Raw genomic sequence first — 24344 nt, forward strand, 5'->3', positions numbered from 1 at the left:
GCGAACGCCGGCTTACCCGCCAGCCCAAGCCCCCTGCCGCCCCACAGTGCGCCAGGGGGTTTGTTGTCGATACAGTTGAAGCAAAACAGACCTGACTCAAAATGCTTCTTGCCATCCGGTAAGCTCCGAGAAGCAACTTGCTGATAAATATTTCGTATGACACAAAACCTGTCCTCCGCCGAACAAGCCCTGCGCGATGCGGCCCGCGAATACCACCGCAGCCCCGTCAAAGGCAAGATTTCCGTCACCCCTACCAAGCCCCTGTCCAACCAGCGTGACCTGTCCCTGGCCTACTCGCCGGGCGTGGCCTATCCCTGCCTGGACATCGAGGCAGACCCCTCGACCGCCGCCGAGTACACCTCGCGCGGCAACCTGGTCGGCGTGATCACCAACGGCACCGCAGTGCTGGGCCTGGGCGATATCGGCCCGCTGGCTTCCAAGCCCGTGATGGAAGGCAAGGGTTGCCTGTTCAAGAAGTTTGCCGGCGTGGACGTCTTCGACATCGAACTGGCCGAGCGCGATCCCGACAAGCTCATCGACATCATTGCCTCGATGGAGCCCACCCTGGGCGGCATCAACCTGGAAGACATCAAGGCTCCCGAGTGCTTCTACATCGAGCAGGAGCTGTCCAAGCGCATGAACATTCCGGTGTTCCATGACGACCAGCACGGCACGGCCATCATCTCCAGCGCCGCTTTGCTCAATGGCCTGGAACTGGTGGGCAAGGACATCGGCGCCGTCAAGGTGGCCGTCTCCGGCGCCGGCGCGGCTGCCATTGCCTGCGTGGACGTGATGGTGGGCCTGGGCATCAAGCGCTCCAATGTCTACATGGTGGACTCCAAGGGCGTGATCTATGAAGGCCGCCCCGGCGGTCTGGACGCCTCCAAGCAGCGCTACGCTCAGAACACCGAAGCCCGCACCCTGGCCGACGTGGTCGACGGCGCCGACGTGTTCCTGGGCTGCTCCGCTCCCGGCGTGCTGACTGCCGACATGGTCAAGACCATGGCCGACAAGCCCATCATCCTGGCCCTGGCCAACCCGGAGCCCGAAATCCGCCCCGAACTGGCCAAGGCCATCCGCCCGGATTGCATCGTGGCCACCGGCCGCTCCGACTATCCCAACCAGGTCAACAACGTCCTGTGCTTCCCCTACATCTTCCGTGGCGCGCTGGACTGCGGCGCCACCAAGATCACCGAAGCCATGAAGCTGGCCTGCGTGCGTGAAATCGCCGCCCTGGCCAAGCAGGACGTCAGCGACGAAGTCGCCGCCGCCTACCAGGGCAAGGAGCTGACCTTCGGCCCCGATTACCTGATCCCCACGCCCTTCGATACACGCCTGATCCTGCGCATCGCTCCCGCCGTGGCCCAGGCCGCCGCCGAATCCGGTGTCGCCACCCGCCCCATCGAGGACATCGCCGCCTACCGCGAAAGCCTGACCCGCTTTGTCTACCAGACCAGCATGTTCATGCGTCCCGTGTTTGCAGCCGCCAAGGCCAATCTGCAGCGCGTGGCCTATGCCGAAGGTGAAGACGAGCGCGTGCTGCGTGCCGTGCAGGTTGCCGTGGACGATGGCCTGGCCAAGCCCATCCTGATCGGTCGCCCTGCCGTCATCGAAGCCCGCATTGCCAAGGCCGGCCTGCGCATCCAGCTGGGCAAGGATGTGGAAATCTGCAATCCCGAAGACGATCCCCGCTTCCGTCAGTACTGGGAGACCTATCACAAGCTGATGGGCCGCAACGGCGTCACTCCCGAAGCCGCCAAGGCTGCGGTGCGCCGCTCCAACACCCTGATCGCCGCCCTGATGGTGCACCTGGGTGATGCCGACGCCATGCTGTGCGGCCTGGTCGGTCGCTTCGACAGCCACCTGGCCCATCTGGAAGATGTGCTGGGCCTGAAGAAGGGCGCCAACGAGTTCGCCACCGTGAACGCCGTCATGCTGGAGTCCGGCACGCTGTTCGTGGCCGATACCTACATCAACGACGCCCCCAGCGCCGAAGAGCTGGCCGAGATCGCCAAGATGGCTGCCGACGAAGTGGCCCGCTTCGGCCTGCCCCCCCAAGGTGGCCTTCCTCTCGCACAGCAACTACGGCTCGTCCACGCGTGGCTCGGCCCGCAAGATGCGCGCTGCACGCGACCTGTTCGCCGCCGCCAACCCCGGCATCGAGTGCGATGGCGAAATGCACGGCGACGCGGCACTGGACGCCAACGTGCGCAGCCACTCCCTGCTGGAGTCCTCGCTGACCGGCGCGGCCAACGTGCTGATCTGCCCCAACCTCGACGCCGCGAACATCCTGTTCAACGTGCTCAAGACCACGGGCGGCCATGGCACCACCATCGGCCCCATCCTGATGGGCTGCTCGGCCTCCGCCCATGTGCTGACGCCCTCCTCCACCGTGCGCCGCGTGGTCAACATGACCGCTCTGGCAGCCGCTCAGGCCATCGCACTGCGCAGCTGATCAAACGGCACCTCTCGGGCATCCCGCCCGAGGCAGCCACAAGAACGCCCTTCGGGGCGTTTTTGTTTTGCTCTCGAACCTTCACGACGACCCTTGGTTCGCCGGCCGTGACCATTGCCAGCGTCGCCAAGTCAAGCGATGAAAAGTGGCTGGCACTCCCTATGCAGCAAGCGCGGCACGCTATGGTTTTCATGAACAGGACAAAATACGCGCAATGCCGGACAGCGTGCAATCCTTGTGTAGAATCCTGCCATCCGGAGGTTTGGGTGAGTGGTTTAAACCAGCAGTCTTGAAAACTGCCGAAGGAGTGATCCTTCCGTGAGTTCGAATCTCACAGCCTCCGCCAGAACAAAAAGCTAACCCCTTGATTTATCAAGGGTTTTTTCTTTTTAAGCCACCATCAGTATGCCATCTGGTATGCCATGGCATGTTGGCTGCAGTTAAACTTGTTGAGAAGCAACCGCGACAAAGAGCTGTGCGTTGTTTTTCGTGTAACCGTTCCAGCTTCTAGCTATTGATTGCAGTTAATAAGACCGACTAACACAAACGTTCGACGAATCGCGAACAAATGTTGGCAGCGGTCAGCATGAGCAGTGCAGTGCGTGGTGGATGTTCAGCATACGTTCGAAGCGGATGTGCAGCTTGCCAATGCCGCCAAACCATGCATGGCTTCTCTCCTCTACCCTCCGAGGTTTACCCAAGCGTTTGCTGTTTTCGATGCCCCGCCTAGCAGTCCTGCTTGATATGCAATGGCTGCGCAGGTGCGGTCAGCATATGGCGTACTCCGCATCTTGACTGCTGAGAGTGCATCGATGCACTTTCGAGCATCATGGGGTCGTACCGATTGGCGCCACTGAGCAGCCCCACCAATGGAATAACTCGGGCGTCCACGATGATGTGCCGTTTGCAGCCGAGCTTGCCTCGATCCGTGGGGTTAGGGCCTGTTTCCTGGTCACCCGGGGGCTTGGCACCGTGGAGCCAGCTATGCTTGCTCGGTTCCAATCAATCTGGTCATGCTCGCGCAGACGCACCAGCAAGGCTTGGTGCAAACGCTGCCAGACGCCATTGGTATTCCAGTCACGCAAGCACCGCCAGCAGGTCATACCACTGCCGTAACCCAAGGACTGAGGCAAGTCTTCCCATGGGATGCCGGTTTGCAGCACGAACAGAATGCCATTGAGCGCTGCTTCATCGCTCACGGTGAAGCTTACGTGCGCCACCTTTGACGGAAGGCGTGAAGGCTGGGATCAGGGACTACAACTGTCGCTACAGTTCTTTGCTAACGGGTTGTCTTGCCATGAGGGCCAGGAGCATAAATGCTTCTGGCTGATCTTAAAGAGAGGTGGCGTTAGATGGTATGGAAGCCTCCCTCCTGAGAGGCTTGTGCCCCGCGCCAAGCAGGGCCACTGTGTGAAGTCTTACTGAACAGGAGACTGTCATGGACCATACCGTTATTGCGGTTGACACCGCCAAGAAGGTGTTCCAGTTGCATTGGGTGGAGCACGACACGGGCAGCATAGAACGGCTACAACTCAAGCGGGCTCGCTTGCTCGAATGGTTTGCCACCCGCGCGCCATCGCTCGTAGTGATGGAGGCCTGCGGCGGCACGCATGAGTGGGCTCGCGCTTTGGCGCAATTGGGGCACGAAGTGCGTCTGATCTCTCCGCGCAAGGTCCGGCCGTTCGTTCAGCGCAACAAGACCGATGCCGCGGATGCTCAGGCGATCTGGACAGCGTGCCACCAACCGGGCATGCGCTTTGTGCCAGTGAAGACCCAGGCGCAGCAGGTCGTGTTGTCGTTGCATCGGATCCGAGCACAGCTCATGAAGAGCCGCATCATGCAAACCAACGAACTGCGAGGCATTCTCTATGAGTTCGGCCTTGTGCTACCCGAAGGTCATCGCGCGCTGCTCAAAGCACTGCCAGACGCGCTTGCTGATGCAGCTCAGCGCCTGCCAGCGACGTTGATGGAGAGCCTGAACGAGCAGATGCGCCGCATTGATCAACTGAGCCGGGATATCGACCAGATCGAACACAGGCTCGCCCAGCAACTGCGCGAGTCCCCGGCTTGCCAGCGCATTGCTCAAATACCTGGCATTGGCCTGCTCACCGCAACCGCAGTTGTTGCCAGCATGGGCAATGCCCAGGCGTTTAAAGACGCGAGAGAGTTCTCAGCGTGGGTCGGATTGGTGCCACGCCAAAGCGGCACCGGTGGTCGAGTGCGGCAAATGGGCATCAGCAAACGTGGGGACGCATATTTGCGAACTCTGCTGATGCATGCGGCAAGATCTGTTGTGCTCAAAAGCCACGAAGCGTCCACATGGCCGTGGCTGCAGACGTTGCTCAAACGCCGCCCCTACAACGTAGTGGTTGCAGCAGTTGCCAATAAGCTGGCCAGGACCATCTGGGCTGTGCTTGCCAAAGGGCAGGCGTGGAGTGCTCAAGCCTGGCAGGGGGCGCACTGAAGAGCGCGAAGAATTCATTGCGAATTTGACGTTTTGAAGGAGAGCAAGCGACCCCAAATGTGTGATGGGCCAGACAGGTCGGACCGAGATGAGGACACTCCGATTAGAGCCAAGAGCATCCAGCTCGAGTGTTAGATGGGAGCCTCATTAGCGAATGCCATCAGGGCCAGCAGGCAACCAGCCTGCACAACAGGCCGGATATAAGACTGCAGTCCTGCCTCCTGATTCTTCACGCACAACGGTTACTTGCAATCCGGGAGGCTTCCATATAAAAGCGGCTCTAAGTGAAATTTCCGCTTCAGGCTGAAAGCGGAAGCCCGCTAACGTCGGCCTCGAGAGATGGCAAAACGCCTTTATTTAAGTCCAAGCGTCAGCCTGCAAACAGCCAATTACCAGGGCTGCGTCGTAGGGCCCACGGTGAACTCGGTGACATTGGTGTCAGCCGGTTGCTCAATGGCGAAGGCAACGACACTGGCGATGCGATCAGGTGAAATGCCATGCGCCTCGTACAGCGCGTGCATCCCCGCCGAAGTGACCGGGTCGCTGATCGTGTTCAACAACTCTGTGTTGATGGCTGCTGGATAGATAGTGGCGGTGCGAATGTTGCTCTTCTCTATGGCCGACTCGATGCGCAGGACTTCCATGAACTCACGCACAAACCACTTCGTGCCACCATAGACCGCAGCACCGGGATATGCCTTCAGTCCTGCCACAGACGAGGTCGCAATCACCTGGCCTGACTTCTGTGCGGTGAACGTCGGCAGCACAGCTGCCACGCCGTTGAGGACGCCTTTGATATTGATGTCGACCATTTCGTGCCAATCATCGGTTTTCATGGCCGACAACGGCGCACTGGGCATGATACCGGCATTGAGGAAGATGACGTCGATCTTGCCAAAGGTGTCTTTTGCCAGTTTGACGATGGCGTCGTTGTCGGCTTGCTTGGTGACGTCAAGCACTTGGTAAATCGCTTCGCCGCCTAACGATCGGATCTCGTCTGTGAGTTTCTGGAGCTTGTCTTCGCGCCGTGCGCCGAGGACCACCTTAGCCCCCTTCGCTGCCAACAGTTTTGCGCTCGCTGCGCCAATTCCTGAAGATGCACCTGTGATGATGACGACTTTGCCTTGCATGTTTCTGTTCTCCTGATGTGAGTCCTTGGGAGTGACCAAGGGTTAACCAGAAGATTAATGACGGACTGCCGATAGAACTAGCCGTCCAGCACCGCAAGGTCTTATTGAAATACTGCATGAATCGCTTGTGATACCAGCGATTCTTATATCAGTACTTGGTGCTGGCTTGGTCCGATTGTCAATAGGTCAAGCTGCTGCCTCGGGCCCTCTCAAGGCTTCGATCACCAGTTTGAGCGCTCGAGAAGATTCCCGTCTACTCGGGTAATAGACATGCCAGCCTGGCCAGGTCGGCCAAGTACCCTCCATCACAAAGTTCAGCCGACCCGCATCAACATGCGGCTTGAGTACATCCTCCGGTGCAAAAACCAGTCCGAGCCCGTCTACTGCGGCCTGAATCATCTGGTACGTGCCGCTGAACGTGACTTGCCCGTCCACCTTGATTGGTGTAACCCTTCCGTCCTGGATTAGTTCCCAGGCATAGATTGCGCCGCTGCTCAGCCGCAGTGTGATGCCTTGGTGACCAGCTAGGTCATCGATAGTCTGTGGCACTCCATGCGAAGCAAGGTATTGAGGTGATGCGGCAATAGCAGCACGGGTATCCGGCCCGATGCGTACAGCGACCATATCCTGCGCCACTTGGTCCCCCATTCGAACCCCAACGTCGAATCTTTCAGACACGAGGTCCACCAACTTGTAGTCCGTGGAGATCTCAATCCGAAGTTCAGGATAGTCCTTGAGCAAGGGACACAGCCTTGGCCACAAGAGCCGATCCGCCACGATATCAATCGCGGTAATTCGAATGGTTCCTGTCGGCTTGTCTCGGTATTCACGTACCGCTGCTAGGTCGGCTGCGATTTCCTCCAGCTTTGGGCCCACGCTCAGCAACAACTGTTCCCCAGCCTCTGTAGGAGCCACGCTTCGGGTTGTGCGGGTCAGCAGTCGCACACCTAGCCTCATCTCTAGTCCTCTGACGGTGTGGCTTAGGGTGGATTGAGACAAGCCTAGACGTGCAGCAGCCCGGGTAAAGCTGCGCTCCTGGGCCACCGCCAGAAAGGCGTAAAGGTCATTGAGGTTTTCAGTGTCCATTAATCGAATTTGGCCATATGTTTATGTGGATTATGCAGTCTAGTACTAAATAACTGTGTTCTTTACAGTTTAGGCACGGACTTGCGAGAGATACGGCCTGGGCTTGCTTTGCAACCAAGTCGAGGTCGCTCCTAGCCAAAGGAACACGAAATGAACGATTCAGTCAGCGACACGGACCAGTCATCGACTATCCAGGTCAACGGAACCGTAGCCAAACCTTCTTCAATGAGTTCCGCCGAGCGCTCCGTAGCCCGTCGCAACTTCATGCACTCTGCAGCCCTCGCCGGGTCTGCCGTTTTGCTTGCAGGCATTCCTGGACTAGCAAGTGCAGCGCCCAACACCATCAAAGAGGTAAATCACATGCAACTGACGCAAGAATGGGACAAGACCTTCCCCAAGAGCGACAAGGTTGATCACCAGAAGGTGACTTTTAAGAACCGATACGGCTTCACTTTGGTGGGAGACCTTTACCTGCCCAAGAGCACCAAAGGCAAGCTCGCAGCTATCGCAGTCAGCGGCCCGCTCGGCGCCGTGAAAGAGCAGTCATCTGGCCTGTATGCGCAGACGATGGCCGAGCGCGGCTTCGCCACATTGGCATTCGATCCTTCCTTCACTGGAGAGAGCGGCGGCGAGCCCCGCAACGTGGCCTCACCTGACATCAACATTGAGGACTTCAGCGCAGCCGTTGATTTTCTGGGGCTGCAATCCGTTGTTGACCGAGGTCGAATTGGCATTCTGGGTATCTGCGGCTGGGGTGGTATGGCTCTTGGCGCTGCCGCCGTAGACAAGCGTATCAAGGCGGTTGCCGCCAGCACGATGTACGACATGACCCGCGTCATGTCTAAGGGCTACTTTGACAGCACGACGCCCGAGCAGCGCACGAAAGCCCTGGAGCAACTCAGCCAGCAACGCTGGGCGGACGCCGAACAGGGAACTCCAGCCTATGGTCCGGTCTCGCTCGAACTACAGGGCGGCGAGTCGCAGTTCGTGGTCGAGTATGCAGCCTACTACAAGGACAAGAAGCGCGGCTTCCACCATCGTGCCATTAACTCGAACGCATCGTGGACCCTCACTACGCCACTGTCGTTCATGAACCTGCCCATCCTCACCTACGTCGCAGAAATCTCGCCGCGTCCACTACTGCTCGTCCACGGTGAAAAGGCTCACTCGCGCTACTTCAGCGAAACGGCCTATGCAGCTGCTGCAGAACCGAAGGAACTGGTGATCATCCCCGGTGCCACCCACACAGACCTCTACGACCGCCTGGACGTCATCCCATTTGACAAGCTGACGTCGTTCTTCACAGACAACCTGAAATAAGCCAAAGGTGTCGCCGGGCCGACGGCACAGATACCCGCCAAGAAGGAGCAGCCGCCATGGACATCCAACTGACCATCAACGAACAGCCTATTGCCGCGATCGTGGTCAATAGCGGGGCCGCACGTGATTTTCTGGCATTGCTTCCCCTGACGCTAACGCTGGACGACTATGCCGCCACCGAGAAGATAGCACCGCTGCCGGCCAAGCTTTCGACTGCTGGTGAACCGAAGGGTATGACGCCTTCGATCGGCGATATCACCTACTACGCCCCCTGGGGCAACCTGGCCATCTTCTACAAAGGCTTTGGCCACGCCAACGGCCTGGTCAAGCTTGGCCACATCACGGGCGACATGAGCTTGCTTCGTGGCCCTGGGCCATTGACGGCGCTTATCGAGATTGTCCGCAAGGACTGACACTCCTATGCAACCGCCCTTCAACAGCGAAAGGAAATGACATGCAACTCAAACGCGCAGGCTCTCAGCCATCGGTAAAAGGTCCAGCCGAGTGGTTCACCGGAACGGTCCGCATTGACCCGCTGAACGCCGCACCGGCGCCTTCCCGTGTCTCGTGTGCGGCGGTCACCTTCGAGCCGGGGGCGCGCACCGCCTGGCACACCCATCCGCTAGGTCAAACATTGATCGTGACCGCCGGCTGCGGTTGGACGCAGTGCGAAGGTGAGTCCATCGTTGAGATTCGTGCAGGTGATGTGATCTGGTGTCCACCGGGCCACAAGCACTGGCATGGAGCTTCTGCCACCACTGCCATGACCCATATCGCCATCCAAGAAGCGCTCGATGGCAAAAACGTCGAGTGGCTGGAGCACGTCACCGACGCACAGTATTTTGTGGGCCCATCGAAGCCCTGAAGTCAGCAGGAATAGCACTATGCACAACGTCAACTACAACTGCAAAGGTCAGGTCGCACTGATAACGGGGGCCGCATCAGGTATGGGGCTGGCTACGGCGCGCGCATTCGCCGAGGCCGGCGCGTCAGTGGTTCTTTCGGACATACGGGCCGATGCCCTGACTGCCGCCATCGAAGAGCTGAAGGCTGCAGGCCACCGTGTTCTCGGCATCGCGGGTGATGTGTCCGATGAGACCTTTGTGAAATTGCTTGTTGAGCAAACGGTATCCACCTTCGGGCGTCTTGACGCGGCGTTTAACAACGCGGGGATTCAAAGCCCAGCCGTCGATACTGCCGATGTCGAGAGTGAGGTATTCGATCGCATCAATGGCATCAATCTGCGTGGTGTGTGGTTGTGCATGAAGTACCAGCTCATCCAGATGCGGAAGCAAGGCAGCGGTGCAATTGTCAACAACTCGTCGCTAGGTGGCCTTGTGGGAGTGCCAGGTCGCGCCGCCTACCACGCGGCCAAGCACGGTGTGCTTGGCCTGACCAAGAGTGCCGCCCTTGAATATGCCGCCCGTGGCATTCGTATCAACGCCATCTGTCCAGGTATCGTGGAGACGCCCATGGTGGCAGGGATGCTGCAAGGCGAAACCGCAGTCATGCAAGAAATGATGAAGGACGTCCCCATCAACCGCCTGGGCACAGCCCAGGAGATCGCCAACGCGGTGCTGTGGCTTTGTAGTAGCGCCGCCAGTTTTATCGTCGGCGTCGCATTGCCAGTCGATGGCGGTTACACGGCTCGCTAATATCAAGAGGAAATCACATGAAAGATCAGTTCAAGAGACTCTTGCTTTACGCGATCATCGCGCATGCTGCACCCGTGGCCTTCGCTGTAGAACCGCAGTTGCAAGCATCTGTAGCTGCTCAGAAGATCATACGCTCTGGCGATCAAGCTTCTGTAGCCGGGCCAGCCGATTTCTTCACCGGCCGTGCCCGTATCGACCCGGTGTGGCCTGCTGACAAGAACATCAATGCTTCTGGTGGCCTTGTCACTTTCGAGCCTGGCGCACGCTCGGCCTGGCATACGCACCCTGCAGGGCAGCAGTTGGTGGTGATTTCGGGCGTGGGACTGACCCAGGAATGGGGCAAACCGGTTCAGGTCATCCGTGCTGGTGATGTGGTGTGGTGCCCGCCAGGCGTCAAGCACTGGCATGGCGCGGCGCCCAGTACCGCGATGACTCACTTGGCCGTGACTGGCACGGTGGATAGTAAGAACGTCACTTGGATGGAGAAGGTCACCGATGAGCAATACCATGCCCATTAAAGCGCAAAAAGACAAACTGAAAACAGCAGCACTGACGTTGGTCGTTGGGGTGGCGGCAATCGGCGTTGAGGTCGCGCAGGCCAAGGAGAGCCAACCTATGAATCCAAACACAGCCAGCGCCTCTAGCGTTTCAGAGACGCTCACTGCACGCCAGCAAGCTATCGTTCCGATTGCAGCGTTCGCTGCAGCGGGTGACATGGCCAAGCTGAACTCCTCTCTCCATCAGGGACTGGATGCAGGCATGACGGTGAGCGACACCCGAGAAATCTTGGTGCAGCTCTACGCTTATGCAGGCTTTCCACGTAGCCTCAATGCACTGGGCGAGCTGATGAAGGTTCTGGAGGTTCGAAAGCAACGCGGCATCCAGGATGCCCCAGGCCGCGAACCAAGCCGCACAATTCCCAAGGGCGACGCCCTGCTAGATGTGGGCACAGCCAATCAGACCAAACTCTCGGGCGGCGCGGTGCAAGGGCCGTTGTTCGATTTCGCCCCCGTGGCGAATGAATACCTGCGCACCCATCTGTTCGGTGACATATTTGAGCGAGACAACCTGGATTGGCAGAGTCGAGAACTGGCGACCGTGGGTATGCTCTCGGCTCTTCCGGGCACAGATTCCCAGCTGCAAGCTCACATGCGCATCAGCATGAACGTAGGTCTGACGGCTGGTCAGTTACGCCAACTCATTCAGGTGCTGTGTTCTCGTGCAGATGCAGACATGGCCGGCAGGGCAACACTAGCGTTAGATAGCCACCTCGCAACCGTCAAGGGCAAATGATGATGGTGCCACCCAGCCTTCGCAGCGTTGGAGGGGCGATGCCTCAGTCTTGGTTGTACGAGTGGTAATGATCCTGTCAATTGCGCAGCGCGCGAGACAAATCCAATCACAGCGCTATGCGTAACTTGCCAGATTGCGATGTGTGCACCAAGCAAGAATCAATGAAATTGCTATTTGCATACTAGGAGTACTCATGCAAGCATAGGTAGAGAAAACTTCAAGCCAAGCTGAGGCAAAGATGCTGGTACGCCCCATTACCTATCACCTCGAAATTTCACAGGACTCAATTAAGAGCGAGCCGGTCGTCCACCTTGAGTCATCAACACCATTTCAACCCTTCACCATCGGAGACAAGATGAGTTGGAATGGATTTAGAAATGCCAGATGGCACCCTGAGCCCCAGACAGGACAGTTCCTACGTGTAAAGGATGTGCTTCACTTTATTTGGGACATACGTGGTGCGAACATCGGCCACAAAGTTCGTCTGTGCGTCGAAATATGCAACGTCGAAGACTAGCCAACACACCGCTGAACCAAACGTCTTCGATTTCTTTAGCATGCTGCCTTATAGGCGGACTGCTCCAGACTGATGCGCTTGCACGATGAACTGCCAGCAAGCTCATGTATGTGCCGACCCGCTGGGCTCTAAAGGATCCACAACAGTGAGGGGAATTTGCGTGTCCGTACACCTCGTAATGAATTACGCAGCAACAGTCTGCAGCTAGTGACGCGATTCCAGTAGCATTCGCGTTGGGCCCAGCTATTAGGACGTAGGTGGAGCCTCTTGCGCCACCCACAAGGTGGCTTTTTTTATCCTGAGTTCAGGTCCATCCGGCGTGACTGCTCGAGCAGATATGACATCGCAGGAATTCGCCTGAGCCACCAGCTATTGGGAGCACGGCGCGGCTTCCGCGTCGTGAACGACAGTGGTCACGCCAGATGGTTCTACCCTCTTTGGTGTAAGTCGAGTTCGTCTTGTTTGCCTCAAAAGCGTCATGCAGAATTCGACTCAATCCACCTATTACGCCGAGCTTAGGCCCCCCCTCAATCTTTCCCTGGGCATGACTCGAAAGGTCATCGGCCCTCTATTCAAAGCCCGCAGCACCTGCTCGCGGGCTTTTCTTTTTGAGACACGCAGTCACGCACCATTTAGCTCGGCAACCTCATCAAAGAAAGATGACAACCGCGAAGGGAGGGTGCACCGTTTGAGGTTCCACAGATATCACAAGTTGAATCAAAGGTATCCAATCGCTCAATCTGTAAGCGCCTACATACCTGCTTACATCTGCGAGTTACAACAAGACGGACTCACAAAGAAACGTCAGCTCGCAGGTTCTGCGGCCAGTCTCTGAGATGTAGGGAGTGTCCTCATGAAGAAAGTTAATCCTGCTGCCAAGCACGCAAACCGCGCCTATGTACGCATGCATACATATGTGACGAAACATTTTGACTGGGATCTCTTCACCAAGGACTACCGCGTAGTCCTGAACACCGATGAGGACGGAGGCGTCACGCTTTACATCGTCAAAGTCTTCGACAAGAACGGCCAGCTGGCTGCATTAGGGCCAAAGATTCCTAACCAGATTACGTTCTCGTACCGCCAGGCGCCCATCATGTCGGTATGGACTGAGTTCTTCAACGACGGCAAATTCACCTGGCGCAATGTCTCGTGCCGCTAGATGCGACAGTGGTCACGCCAGATGGCAAGTCAGATTTACTTCTTCACACCACCGACAAGGTAGACGTTGCCCTCGGCCACGTTATTGAGAAGCTCGCGATACGCATTCACCAAGTGATCGCGGCCAAGCCTGAATTCAGGGTCCGTTCTATCAGGCCCGTCCTGATGCTTGGCATCCAGCTGTGCAGCGCGCAGCTCTCTCGCCACCTGATGCGCAGTCTCTGGTGGAAGCACCTTGACGACTGCCGTTAAGATCATGGACAACGCAGCGAATGCGCCAGATTCCTCCTGGGTCATGAAGCACCTCCAGTCTGTTGACCCATTCTAGTTTCCAGCCGTGCATGGGGCTTATTTCTTCCCACCATCTCTGAACCATTCCCCACGCAGACCCGAAAGGTCACCGGCTTTTTCTTCAAGCCCGCAGCAACTGCTCGCGGGCTTTTTTTTGCCCTCAGGAGACTCCATGCACTCATCACGAACTAATACCCCGACGACAATGCTGCTGCTCGCCGCCCAATGGGGCCTCACCGTCTTCGGCCTCTTCTGCCTCGTCGGCGCGGCCGTGGTGATCGCACTCACGCCAGAAGCCTGGCCCCTCTGAGCATTCAGCTTTGAAGCTACAAGGAGATCCTCATGCTGAAGACGATTGTTGATTCTGTGCTTGTCATAGTTGGCGCCCTACTTCTCGCGGCCTGGTTGGCCGCGCCTGATGCCCAAGCCGATGAACCCCAAAGTATTACCCGGAGCCTGCGCGATGAATTCGCCTGCCCAGGCATGCACGCCGAATGGCTGGACGCCAAGACTGTGCAATGTTTGAAGGAAAGCCCGTAATTTGACATCCACAAGACCTCACCAAAGAAGGTGCTTACTTCTTCATCGACCCAAAATATAGACAATAGCCATTGAAGCATTCGGCGCAATAGCTTGATTCAAACCCAATTTTTCAACCCGTTGTCTGAGAACCTGCACTACAGCCGTCCACTAGCGAGCGGTAGGCCTCAAGGTGTGCAATGAATGCGATTGAGTTCACTCCAATTAAAAAGAGACAAAGGCTTATGACCAAGCCACCAATCCAGCTTGAGCACTTACCGTCGAGGCGATGCAGGAAGCGCAACCTAGCCCTCGCTCGAGGCTTCATACTGAGCTGCCTAGCGATCCTTGCGGCCTGCTTAGTTTTGGCAGGCTGCAAAGCTGAATCAGGAACGGGACTCGACAAAGCTGCTGCGTCCTTCAAAAAGGCAGCCGTTAGTGCCTGGCAGTGTCCTGGGATGAAAGCTATTTGGGTCAGTGAGAGTATCGTGAAGTGCGTTAGAGAGGAGCCATAAGCAAATGAGTCGCGCCCCTTGGCGAAGCACTGCATACAAGGATTAGGTCAGCAAGAAACCACCTGCATGACGATGCATGCCTCATTCGTTCTGCTTGATTCGGACAGGAATCAATCCGCGCTATATGTTGCTGCGAACAAAGAATGGACCATCTCCACCTGTCCATGGCTGCCTATCAGGGCCATACATCCATCGACCAATGTCGCCCCCCATGTTCATGGATCCCATTGCACAACTAGATCGCTGATCAGCCATCGAGACAAATTCAGGCTTCGGCATCACTGCACAGCCGGTGAGCGCACTGGCGAGGACGGCAATCACAATAAGCACTTTCATGGCACCCCCAAAGAAAGTGAAGCCTCTAGGCTACTCACTCCAAAGTCAGAGTGAGTTCTTGTTGGACCGCTTCTTGACTAACTAGTTCATCTTGGACCGCTTCTTGACTAACTAGTTCATCTGACAGATCGCATGAGTGCGGGCTATTTTGTTGATGGAGGCCCGATGCGCAAGAGCATGATCATTCGCGACACTGCCAACAGTAAGAAAGTGACTCAATGAGAAGAACTCCCGCAAAGCTAACCGCGAATTCATCATTTGCGGCTGGCTGGCAACACCTCTCCCTCAGCATGCCGAGTGGTTGGGTGAAAAGGCCATGCAGCGATTGAAGTAGGCTCCTGCCGAGAGTTATTGACCGCTGTAGATCACCTTTTCCTGCTGGGCGCTCAAGATGCTGTCCATTATTTGCTCTACGGCATAGAGGTACTGGATATTGGACACGGGGCCGCGAGCATTCGGCGACAGCCATGCATGAGCACGCTCCAGCGATGCTGATGTGAAGAAATACATGTCAAGCGCAGTATCTCTGCGGGCTCTAGTCGCTGCAATGCGCTGTGCTGCCACGTCCAAGTAAAGGCAGAAATCACGCGGCTGTAGCCAGCATTCAGCCACTGACTCTTTCAACCCGGCTAAACCATGTAGTCGATAAGTCTTCAAAGACTCCGAGGCTGCTTTGTTGACTTCATCAGCGACAACATTGGAGTTTTGCCCAAAGCACTCCAAAGCAAATGACGAAGCGCAAATTGCTGCGACGCCAACCGCAATAGCTTTAGTTCTCATGGCTTGCAACGCTTCACTAAAACGCGATTTAACTATCTCATTTTGATAGCACCCAAGACATTCTCTAAAGCCTAGCAAGTCGAATTATTTCAATTCTTAGTGGAAAACCATTGCCTATCATAAGCGGGCTATTTCTTTTGGAGCCTACCAAGGTCGACTCTGCCGACACCTTTGAGCGCCCCATCTACGCGGGCAACGCCATTGCCACCGTACAGTCCGCCGATGCAGTCAAGGTCATCACCGTGCGTAACACCGGCTTTAACGCAGCGGCTGCCACTGGCGGCTCTGCGGCGGTGGAAACGGCGGCTGCCGTGGCCGACAGCGGCAAGAGCTCCTTTGTGGGCAGCGAAGTGACCAAGAGCGACCGTTCCGAACTGACGGCAGCAAAGATCATCGTCTCCGACGGCCGTGCTCTGGGCTCGGCCGAGAAGTTCACCGAAGTGATCACCCCCCCTGGCCGACAAGCTGGCTGCGGTCATCGGTGTCAGCCGTGCGGCTGTCGATGCGGGCTACGCGCCCAACGACCTGCAAGTGGGCCAGACGGGCAAGATCGTGGCGCCTCAGTTGTACATTGCCTGTGGCATCTCGGGTGCGATCCAGCATCTGGCGGGTATGAAGGACTCGAAGGTGATCGTGGCGATCAACTACAGGCGCCGAACCACCTTCTCCGAGATCCACACGCATTGCCTGACCAGTGAGGCCTGGATGCGACGGTAGACATAGCAGCTATGGTCGCGTTCGAAGATGTCGGTGATCGTTCGGCGCACAGCGACATACTTCTCGCCTGCGTTGAGCCGAGCTCGATGGTAGAAGTACGAGCTGCGAGCCAGCACTAGCGAGGCGAGCAACTCAGCAAGCAAGTACGCATGGCGCAGGGCATCAACCAGAAGTGCCTTCTTACGATTGCTCAGGAGATGAAGGTCGATGCTCTGGTTCTTTTTTAGGAGCTCACTCGCCGTCTTCAATAGCTCCTGTTCCAACTGCAATCGTCTCACTTCACGGCGTAGCGTCTGGAGTTGCTGTTCCAGCTGGGGCAGCTCCGAACCGGTTGAAGAATCATTGAAGCGTTTCATCGGTGCGAGAGCCTCTGGCCCCAATAGTTCATCGCGCCAGTTGTACAGCGTCTTTCGGCACATGCCAACGTCGTCAGCGATGGCTTGGGCGCTTCCTTGACGCGTGCACTGCGTAAGCACCGCCGCGTGCTTTTGCTCGTTTAAAGACGCACCAAGCACGCGTGGCCTAGTTCGGAGATTGAGCTACTGAACCCAAGCGTGGAGAGAGGCCCGTCCCGGGCAACCGGCTCTTTGATGGTGAATGCAACGCAGTCCCGTGCGTCAGATAGTGCTCGAACGCCCGAGCCTTTTTGCTAACGGGTAAACTTCGGCGGCCGAACAACCGCGGTCTTCAAGTCCCAATCCTTCTCATACTCGCGGTTTCAGCCCTTGAGCGAATTCTTGGTGGGATAGCCCAACTGCGGGATGGTTGCCGCGACTCGTTCGCCTAGCTTGATGTAAAGCGCCACCACGCTGATTCGTATGAATACATGAACTAATTCTCAGTAATCCAAGATTTCATCTGCATCCCCCGAAGTCAGAGCATGGATATGGCTCTCATGTAGTTTTATGAGAGTTCAGACCAGCGGCTACAGTCCGAACTACTCAGAACCCGTAGAGGAGCTCAGGGTTGCGCACCAAGATCCGCTGGCGCTGCGCCTCTTCGGGCACCCAGGCCAGCATCTGGTCCAGCAGGTCCGTTGTATTGGGCATACGGCCCTTGAACGAAACGTGCGGCCAGTCGCTGCCCCATACCAGACGGTCTGGCCGGGCAGCCAGCAGCGCCTGCACATAGGGCAGCATGTCTTCGTAGGGCGGCGGCAAGGCCGACATGCGGTAGCCGCAGGAAAGTTTGACCCAGCAACGCCCTGTATCGACCAGCCTCAGCAAAGACTGGAATCCGGGCTGTCCCAGGCCCTCGCTTGGCCTGAGCGAGCCCATGTGGTCAATCACGACATCCGTGGATAATTCGCGCAGCGTCGACTCCATCTCGGCAAGAGGGGCGCGCCCCTCGTCATCCATGACATGTAGCTGGACATGCCAGCCCAAGCGAGCTATGCGTGCCGCAAGCACGGGCATCTCGGACACTGGCACTGCGCCAGCATGGCCAATGTTGTAGCGCACGCCGCGCACTCCAGCTTCATGCATACGGTCCAGTTCGACGTCCGGCACATCAGCACGCAGCGTGACGATGGCGCGCGTCGGCCGCCCCATATCGGCCATCGCATCCAGATGGCGCCGGTTGTCAGTGCCGTAGCCACTGGGCTGCACGAGGACTAGGCGCTGGACACCCAGGACGTCGTGCAGCGCCCGCAGTTGGCTGGGCAGGGCCTCGGGCACATCGAAAGCACGCGTTGGGGCGACGGGATAGCGCTCGGCAGGACCGTAGACATGCACATGGCAGTCCGCCGTACCCGGCGGGCAGATCAGCCGAGGCTTGCGAGCAACAGGATAGGGAGGCTGGCACAGTGGAATCATCTCAGGCGCTTGCATAGTCGTTGTTAGAAGGAGGGCGGTCACTCAAAGACCTTGTCCTCATGGAGCACCACCGGCACCTCCTTGTTCCTCTCCGAATAGCCGTCGAAAGGCTTTCCTGCGAGGTCGATGCGCGCGAGCACGTCGCTGCTGGGATCGATGTGCGCGCCGATGCGCAGCATCACTAGGGCACCCTCGCCTTCTTTGGCCTGGAACCAGTAGAAAGCTCCGGCCGGCAGCAGAACGCAGTCGTTCTTGCCGACCTCACGCGTTTCGCCGTTAGGCCCGTGGAACACTGCGCCGCCCTGCAGGACAACGAACACATGGTCTTCATTGGAATGGGCGTGGATCTCGTTCTCTCCCCCGCTGGCATAGGTCTTAAGCACCACGTTCATGTAGCGCGAGGCGCCCAGCACCTGATTAGTCCGCCCCTCTTTCGGCAGTTGGGCACGGATATGAAAGAAGCTGGGTTGGCCCGGCTTGGAAAGGCGAGCCATCTCCGCGCGCCATTCGGCGGCGCTATGGACGATCGGTGCGAAGCTTTGGGACTGGGGGGTGGTGATGCTCATGGTGAAATACCTTCGTGGTGAGATTCAATCGATCCTGATGCCGGCTTCCGCGATGACCGGACGCCAGCGCGCCGCTTCCGAGGCCATAAAACTTCGCAGCGCCTGTGGCGAGCTGACGTCCGCCATCAGGCCAGCGCCCAGGAGCTTTTCCTGTACGTCCTTCGAGGCAAGGGCCTGCATCAGCGCCTGGTTAAGCTTTTCCACCACGGCGGCCGGAGTTCCCTTTGGCGCCAGCAACGCCATCCATACATCGATATCGGGCAGCTTGATACCCACATCGGACATAGACGGCACGGCCGGCAGCGAGGGGATGGGTTTTGCGCTCAGACGAGCCAACGGCTTTAACGTGCCCTTCGCGAAATGGGGCATGGCCGTCGTGATTCCGTCGATAGTAAAGGTGATGTCCTTGGAAAGTAGGCCTTGGGTTGTCCCAGCACTGCCCTTGTAGGACGCAGAAACCACATCCTTTCCTAGCACGCGCTTGAGGAGTTCACCAGAAAGCTGGGATGTGAAAGTTCCAAAACCGTAGCTAATTGCAGTGGGGTCAGCCTTGGTTCGTGACAGCAGCACTTGCATTGAATCAGGCCCTGCCTGATTGGTCATAACGACCAACGGCGTGGTGGCTACTTTGCCTATTGGCTCGAAGTCATTGATGGGATCGTAGGGCAGCTTGGAGTAGAGATACTGATTCATCACCAGCGTATTGTCGATAGCCATCAGCAGCGTATATCCATCTGGCACTGCCTTCGCAACGACGTCAGCGCCGATGATGGTATTTGCGCCTGGCTTGTTGTCAACGACGATCGGCTGGCGCACCAATTCACCCATACGCTGCCCAACGACGCGGGCCAGCAAATCAGTAGGACCGCCAGCCGGGAAAGGTACAACCATCCTGATAGGCCGACTTGGAAAATCACGCGAAGCTTGTGCCTGCGCTTGTAGCGGAACAGAGCTCCACACTAACGATAAGGCTAGGGCCGCTGCGGCCTGGGAGGTCATCATGGAGAGTCTCCTATACGGTTGTCGATATCCGCAACAACGAACTGCGGATATTTGTTTAGTAGTCAATTCTGGTCGGGTGCCACACGCCCGGCAATGTGGCAGTGGCAATTCGCTGTATCGAAAAAAGGAATCTGCCATCCGCTCCATGCACTAACTCCCATGACACGCAGCGCACTGCCGCACAGCACGTCTCACACTAAGTTAGAGACATACAGACCCATTTGATGTTGAGGTTGAAGACCGTCCCAACCTTGCCACCCCTAGACGAATCGAAATGCAAAATCAGTGCGACGTGAAGTCATCACAGCGTCCCACTGATCACATCAGGAATGCACCGCGCAAAGGCGTTGTCCCCTTCTTGCAAGGACAACGCCTGCTCGCACATGGTGCTGAAAACGTTCCGCTGTGTTCCGGTCGTCAGGATCGCTCAGGCTAAATACATCACCTCATCCACTGCGAGCTTTTCGGCCTAGCGTGCTACCCTGTTGGCGTTATTGGCCAACGCTTCTAGAAGTTCACGACAGACTGTGACTTTTTGTGTAACCGCCTCAGCGCTATCATCTTGGACTGCCCTAGGCAGGCAGACATACTCGGCCACTCTTTGGTGGACTGCTTCTATTCAGGTAGGCAAATCCCAGCCACAAGTCCGGTGCGCTCAAACGCCTCAGGGCTGATTCCACCCAGATGGCTATGGCGGCATGACCGGTTGTAGATCACCTCGATATAGTCGAATACATCGGCCCAGGTTTTGTCCCGGGTCTTGTAAATACGCTCGCGGACGCGCTCCTTCTTCAGGCTGCTGAAGAAAGACTCCACGACGGCGTTGTCCCAGCAGTTGCCACGGCGACTCATGCTGGACGCTAGGCCATGGGCTCGGCAGAAACGCTTGAAGTCATCGCTGCTGTACTGGGCGGATTCAACCGGTCGTCGCAACACCGGGTTTCCTTTGCTTCACCAGACGTGCGTACTGCGCCAGCAGGAGCTAGCCACCACAGACCCAAGATGCACGGTGATATCAGTGACGCACGCTTTGTCTGGGGCATCCTCGGTGAACTGCCAATGCAAGTGGTTGGAGGCAATGATGGAAGGCTGGCCTGGAATGTGCCAGGAGTCTTGTAGCCCCATATCGCTTTGGTCTTTTGCTTGCGCATGATGCGGGCAACGAGATGCTTACCGCAGCGCTCCACGGCCTCGCGCAGATCCGCAAACGCACGGATAGCACCGTAGACTCCGTGGCCGGGCGTAAGTGAATGGCGGATCAGCTTGAGCAAGCGTCTGTCGTCATGTTCGTGAATTGAGGCCAGATCGTGTAGCCACGCATAGACCCCTGCACGAGGCACTCGCAGCAATCTGCACATCAAGCTAATGGCATGTTGGCTGCGGTGCTCGTTGATGAAGTGGTACTTCACCCGGGCTCCCTGGCCAAGTACCGCACGGCTTTTTTCAGATATCCCGTTCTTCTTTGATGCGTCGCATCTGACTGCGCAAACGCAGGATCTCGCTCTTGGCTTCGAGCAGCTCTTTGGACTGCTGCTCGCTCGTGGCTGGGGATAAGGGCCTGACCCATTTATGCAAGGTATGCGTAGGCACGCCTAAACGGACTGCGACTTTAGCCACCGAGAGTCCCTTCTCAGCGACTTGCTTGACCGCTTCTTCCTTGAATTCCGGCGTAAACATCTGCGCACTCATGGACTACCTCCTATGCTCAAAAGATAGAAAGGGTTCTCTCTCTGCCTAGGGGCAGTCCAATTGGTAAGTGCTTAAAAAGTACCGAATTTCTCCGACACAAAGCCTCTGGAACAGCTATTCCACCGCTACCGTCTGTTACACGCCGCAAAGCATTGAAAGAATGCAAGGTTGCTCTACGAGCCGCCCTCAGAAGTTGTGCCGTACCCCCATGTAGATATTGCGTGAGCTTCCATTCGTCGAGCCAACTAACGTTGCTGGAGCTTGTGCAGTTCCAGTGCCTAGCACGTACTGCGATCCGTTCTGGTTGGTAATCCGAGCGGCACCGAAGTAAAGACGCGTTCGCTTAGACAAGTCATAGTCACCACCAAAGGCAATCCAATTAGCATTGCGATTGCCGGTTGAAGCGGTGTAGTCGGAGCGGTCGTTAACTCGAGTGAATTGGGCAATGGCGGTGAACAACCCAAATGGCACGCGCACACCGACGTTGGTCAACCTGAATTCGCTTGTGGAAGTTCCTGGCAGTCGAGCGATGGCACCAGTGCAGGTACTACAGGAGTTCTTCTCAACCGTCGTGCCGAGGAAAAACCTAGCGAAGCGGGCATCATAGGATCCCCCCAGCACCATTGCCGAGACCTTACCCGAGCCGGCGTTGTCCGCCCCCTCCTGCCACTGGAAGCCAGCATTGAGGTCGAAGCTACCAGCCTGATAACGACCAGATACGCCGTAACCGCGACCGATCGTCGCGGACTTCTCACCAAAGGAATACTGCCCGCGTATTTCAAGCCCCCCCCAGCGCGGAGACACATAATTGATGGCGTTATCTTGGCGAGCCGCTACCCCCATCGGCAATACCTGTCGCTGCGTCGTTGAGCTGATGTTTCGGGTGAGCGACAGCAGCCCACCCGCTCCCTCCCAGATGAAGGCGTCCACATTACTCTGGACCAAATAGTAGGGCGTAGGAACGCGCCCCATCTGCACAGTACCGAGCCTTGTATCGCTGAGGCCAACCGATGCTTCCCGCCCGAATGCACGTCCGCCTTGGGCCAAGGTACCTTCATCGAGGTTAAGGCCTTGCTCTAGGCGAAAAACGGCTGAGAGCCCTCCTCCCAAGTTCTCTACACCTCGGAAGCCTAGGTTACTACCAGCGCTGCCGCCCGAATACAGGCGATTGATGCTGGAACCGTTCGAGCGAGGGGCATCCACACCAGAGTCCATGCGCCCATAAATGGTCACACTTCCTTGTGCGTTCGCTGCTCCGCAAACGTTGAGCAACACCGCGCATGCCACAGCATGTTTGGTCAGTCCGATCATTGATGTCTCCTTCATTTTTTTTGGGGCCTTTTGCCCCAACTCCTGTTCCTCACAATGCACTTGAATCTTCATGGGCAGTCCCAAGCACAGTCTTCCAGCGTCCACATCCTCAGATGAATCTCAAATTCAACATGGCTCCTCTGGCTTGCGAAGTATAGGTAGCCATCTAACAATTTAGATAGCCATCTAAGTAAATTTCCTAGGTTCAGAATTCCCGACTGTGGCTGAGGTGCCACGCTTTATCTGCGAGGCGTCGCAGGCAAACAAGCAACGCTCGAGAAGTGTCCCCCATTCCATCCCAAACAACCCGGATTGATTAAGTGATCAATGCCATCTGAGCACTAGGTATCACCAGTTCGGCAAGCACAGTGTGTGCAGACAGGCCGCGCTCGGTAACCGCGCCGTAATTGATTTATCGATTTCATGAGGCAGTGCACCTTCTGCGCTTCACAAAGCAATTTATTTGTGCCCACCCTGGCTGTGAACCGGAACGTGCTACATCGAATTGAAGATTACGTCGTAGAACCTTTTCATCGCACACAGCACGAAGGTACTACTCAGCCGAGAGCAACGTAGCTGGAGGAGCCATTTAACGAAAGACTCCTTCTCCCTTCGCCACCGCCCATAGGTTGAGGGAGCATTCAAGCTTGATGGCAGTCAACAGACTTCCTAGCATTTGAATCCCCAGAGAGCACGTTTAGTTGCCCGATATTGGAGACACCATGAAAAACTCAAGCCTAACCCGGCGGTCGCTATGTGTGACCTCAGCCTTGGTCATCGCCTTCCTGGGCCATACGGCCGTTGCACAAGAGAACTATCCGGCAAAACCGGTCACACTTGTCGTCCCCTTCACCCCAGCAGGTAGCAACGACGTTATCGCCCGAGTAGTCGGGCAGCGGCTTAGCCAAATTTGGCATCAGCCGGTCATCGTGGACAACAAGCCCGGCGCAGCAGGAAGTATCGGCACCGACCAAGTGGCCAAAGCCTCTGCTGACGGCTACAAGCTACTAATAACCAACAACAACACGATGTCGATCAACCCGATGCTGCTGCCGAACACTCCGTACGCTGTTGCACGCGATTTCGCCCAAGTGACGCAATTGGGCACAGTACCCGTAGTGCTGGTCGTGAATTCAAATTTGAAGGTTACCACTGTGAAGGAGCTAGTCGCTCTCGCAAAAATCAGCCCCGGGAAACTTTCGTATGCATCGTCGGGCTCAGGCAGTCCGCAGCATCTCTCGGCAGAGCTTTTCAAGTCCATGACAGGCACTGATATAGCCCACATTCCCTACAAAGGCGCAGCCCCCGCCATCACGGACATGCTAGCTGGACAGGTTGACCTTCAGTTCGGTGCCATCAACTCGCTGCTGCCACACATTCGCAGCGGTAAGCTTCGAGCGCTTGCCGTAGGTGGGACCCGGCGCGCCAGCCTGCTACCCAATGTCCCAACAATGGCAGAAGTAGGCCTACCCCAGTACGACAGCGAAATCTGGCTAGGCCTGGCAGCTCCAACAGGCACCCCCTCCGCAGTGATCAAGCGTATCAACGCCGATGTCTCCAGAGTTCTGGAGGAGTCGGGCGTTAAAGAAAAGCTAGCGGAGCAAGGTATTGAAGCGCGATCCTCGACACCGCAAGAAATGACCCAACTTGTCGAAAGAGATACCGCGCGCTGGGCCAGCGTCATTAAGGGCGCAGGCATCAAAGCCGATTAAACGGAGCAACC

19 protein-coding genes, 1 tRNA gene and 5 pseudogenes are annotated in these 24344 nt (G+C 57.0%); 14 read left to right on the top strand and 11 right to left on the bottom strand.

The window, feature by feature from the left end; genetic code table 11:
* The first annotated feature begins 156 nt into the window (after nt 1-156).
* Nucleotides 157-2455 (top strand): annotated as a pseudogene (locus O987_RS20895) (NADP-dependent malic enzyme).
* A 256-nt stretch (nt 2456-2711) separates the two neighbouring features.
* Nucleotides 2712-2801: transfer RNA gene (locus tag O987_RS20900), tRNA-Ser, on the top strand.
* A 191-nt stretch (nt 2802-2992) separates the two neighbouring features.
* Here the strand turns inward: O987_RS20900 and O987_RS28400 are convergent.
* Nucleotides 2993-3715, bottom strand: a pseudogene (locus O987_RS28400) (IS5 family transposase).
* 178 nt (nt 3716-3893) lie between these two features.
* Here O987_RS28400 and O987_RS20910 point away from each other — a divergent pair.
* Complete coding sequence (locus O987_RS20910; RefSeq protein WP_043374539.1) at nt 3894-4919, top strand: IS110 family transposase; 1026 nt, start codon at nt 3894-3896, stop codon at nt 4917-4919.
* Between the two features lie 389 nt (nt 4920-5308).
* Here O987_RS20910 and O987_RS20915 read toward each other — a convergent pair whose 3' ends face one another.
* Both O987_RS20915 and O987_RS20920 read right to left on the bottom strand, forming a co-directional pair.
* A complete protein-coding gene (locus O987_RS20915) occupies nt 5309-6049 on the bottom strand; it encodes an SDR family oxidoreductase (RefSeq protein ID WP_043374542.1) in 741 nt (246 codons plus the stop codon).
* A 186-nt stretch (nt 6050-6235) separates the two neighbouring features.
* The gene (locus O987_RS20920; RefSeq protein ID WP_043374544.1) at nt 6236-7135 is read right to left on the bottom strand and encodes a LysR family transcriptional regulator; all 900 of its coding nucleotides are present in this window, start codon (nt 7133-7135) and stop codon (nt 6236-6238) included.
* Between the two features lie 225 nt (nt 7136-7360).
* On the opposite strand from O987_RS20920, the gene O987_RS20925 reads away from it, so the two are divergent.
* From O987_RS20925 to O987_RS20955, 7 genes are all read left to right on the top strand, one after another.
* On the top strand, nt 7361-8455 hold the full coding sequence (locus O987_RS20925; protein ID WP_043376730.1) for an alpha/beta hydrolase: 1095 nt from the start codon (nt 7361-7363) through the stop codon (nt 8453-8455).
* Between the two features lie 56 nt (nt 8456-8511).
* Nucleotides 8512-8868 carry a cyclophilin-like fold protein gene (locus O987_RS20930; RefSeq protein WP_043374546.1) on the top strand — a complete coding sequence of 119 codons (357 nt, stop codon included), beginning with the start codon at nt 8512-8514 and terminating at the stop codon, nt 8866-8868.
* Nucleotides 8869-8909: 41 nt separating this feature from the next.
* Nucleotides 8910-9320: a cupin domain-containing protein gene (locus O987_RS20935; RefSeq protein WP_043374549.1), complete on the top strand. Its 411-nt coding sequence runs from the start codon at nt 8910-8912 to the stop codon at nt 9318-9320.
* Between the two features lie 19 nt (nt 9321-9339).
* Nucleotides 9340-10110 carry an SDR family NAD(P)-dependent oxidoreductase gene (locus O987_RS20940; protein ID WP_043374552.1) on the top strand — a complete coding sequence of 257 codons (771 nt, stop codon included), beginning with the start codon at nt 9340-9342 and terminating at the stop codon, nt 10108-10110.
* A 17-nt stretch (nt 10111-10127) separates the two neighbouring features.
* Nucleotides 10128-10628 (top strand): cupin domain-containing protein, encoded by a 501-nt coding sequence (locus tag O987_RS20945; RefSeq protein WP_043374555.1) that lies wholly within the window; start codon nt 10128-10130, stop codon nt 10626-10628.
* Nucleotides 10629-10725: 97 nt separating this feature from the next.
* Nucleotides 10726-11403, top strand: a complete 678-nt coding sequence (locus tag O987_RS20950; protein WP_043376732.1) for a carboxymuconolactone decarboxylase family protein — start codon at nt 10726-10728, stop codon at nt 11401-11403.
* A 1433-nt stretch (nt 11404-12836) separates the two neighbouring features.
* A complete protein-coding gene (locus O987_RS20955) occupies nt 12837-13082 on the top strand; it encodes a hypothetical protein (RefSeq protein ID WP_223305745.1) in 246 nt (81 codons plus the stop codon).
* Nucleotides 13083-13117: 35 nt separating this feature from the next.
* Here the strand turns inward: O987_RS20955 and O987_RS20960 are convergent, their stop codons facing one another.
* Nucleotides 13118-13378 carry a hypothetical protein gene (locus O987_RS20960; RefSeq protein ID WP_043374557.1) on the bottom strand — a complete coding sequence of 87 codons (261 nt, stop codon included), beginning with the start codon at nt 13376-13378 and terminating at the stop codon, nt 13118-13120.
* A 166-nt stretch (nt 13379-13544) separates the two neighbouring features.
* Between O987_RS20960 and O987_RS29275 the strand changes: the two genes are divergently transcribed.
* The gene (locus O987_RS29275; RefSeq protein WP_003066298.1) at nt 13545-13682 is read left to right on the top strand and encodes a hypothetical protein; all 138 of its coding nucleotides are present in this window, start codon (nt 13545-13547) and stop codon (nt 13680-13682) included.
* Nucleotides 13683-13714: 32 nt separating this feature from the next.
* Nucleotides 13715-13912, top strand: coding sequence for a hypothetical protein (locus O987_RS20965; RefSeq protein ID WP_003066295.1), 198 nt, complete (start codon nt 13715-13717; stop codon nt 13910-13912).
* A 1178-nt stretch (nt 13913-15090) separates the two neighbouring features.
* Here O987_RS20965 and O987_RS20970 read toward each other — a convergent pair.
* Nucleotides 15091-15522: a hypothetical protein gene (locus tag O987_RS20970; protein ID WP_229227501.1), complete on the bottom strand. Its 432-nt coding sequence runs from the start codon at nt 15520-15522 to the stop codon at nt 15091-15093.
* Nucleotides 15523-15668: 146 nt separating this feature from the next.
* Between O987_RS20970 and O987_RS28410 the strand changes: the two are divergent.
* Nucleotides 15669-16167 (top strand): annotated as a pseudogene (locus O987_RS28410) (electron transfer flavoprotein subunit alpha/FixB family protein); the annotation flags it as partial.
* 2 nt (nt 16168-16169) lie between these two features.
* Here the strand turns inward: O987_RS28410 and O987_RS28920 are convergent.
* From O987_RS28920 to O987_RS21010, 6 genes and pseudogenes are all read right to left on the bottom strand, one after another.
* Nucleotides 16170-17059 (bottom strand): annotated as a pseudogene (locus O987_RS28920) (IS3 family transposase); the annotation flags it as partial.
* A 121-nt stretch (nt 17060-17180) separates the two neighbouring features.
* Nucleotides 17181-18053 (bottom strand): amidohydrolase family protein, encoded by an 873-nt coding sequence (locus tag O987_RS20985; protein WP_043376735.1) that lies wholly within the window; start codon nt 18051-18053, stop codon nt 17181-17183.
* A 38-nt stretch (nt 18054-18091) separates the two neighbouring features.
* On the bottom strand, nt 18092-18619 hold the full coding sequence (locus tag O987_RS20990; RefSeq protein ID WP_043374566.1) for a cupin domain-containing protein: 528 nt from the start codon (nt 18617-18619) through the stop codon (nt 18092-18094).
* A gap of 24 nt (nt 18620-18643) precedes the next feature.
* Nucleotides 18644-19621 carry a Bug family tripartite tricarboxylate transporter substrate binding protein gene (locus tag O987_RS20995; RefSeq protein WP_043374568.1) on the bottom strand — a complete coding sequence of 326 codons (978 nt, stop codon included), beginning with the start codon at nt 19619-19621 and terminating at the stop codon, nt 18644-18646.
* A gap of 615 nt (nt 19622-20236) precedes the next feature.
* Nucleotides 20237-21310 (bottom strand): annotated as a pseudogene (locus O987_RS21000) (IS3 family transposase).
* 186 nt (nt 21311-21496) lie between these two features.
* Nucleotides 21497-22693: a porin gene (locus tag O987_RS21010; protein ID WP_229227503.1), complete on the bottom strand. Its 1197-nt coding sequence runs from the start codon at nt 22691-22693 to the stop codon at nt 21497-21499.
* A gap of 650 nt (nt 22694-23343) precedes the next feature.
* Between O987_RS21010 and O987_RS21015 the strand changes: the two genes are divergently transcribed.
* Nucleotides 23344-24333: a Bug family tripartite tricarboxylate transporter substrate binding protein gene (locus O987_RS21015; protein ID WP_043376740.1), complete on the top strand. Its 990-nt coding sequence runs from the start codon at nt 23344-23346 to the stop codon at nt 24331-24333.
* The last annotated feature ends 11 nt before the right edge of the window (nt 24334-24344 follow it).

It is taken from the genome of Comamonas testosteroni TK102, assembly GCF_000739375.1.
In the GTDB taxonomy this organism is placed as follows: Bacteria; Pseudomonadota; Gammaproteobacteria; order Burkholderiales; family Burkholderiaceae_C; genus Comamonas; species Comamonas brasiliensis.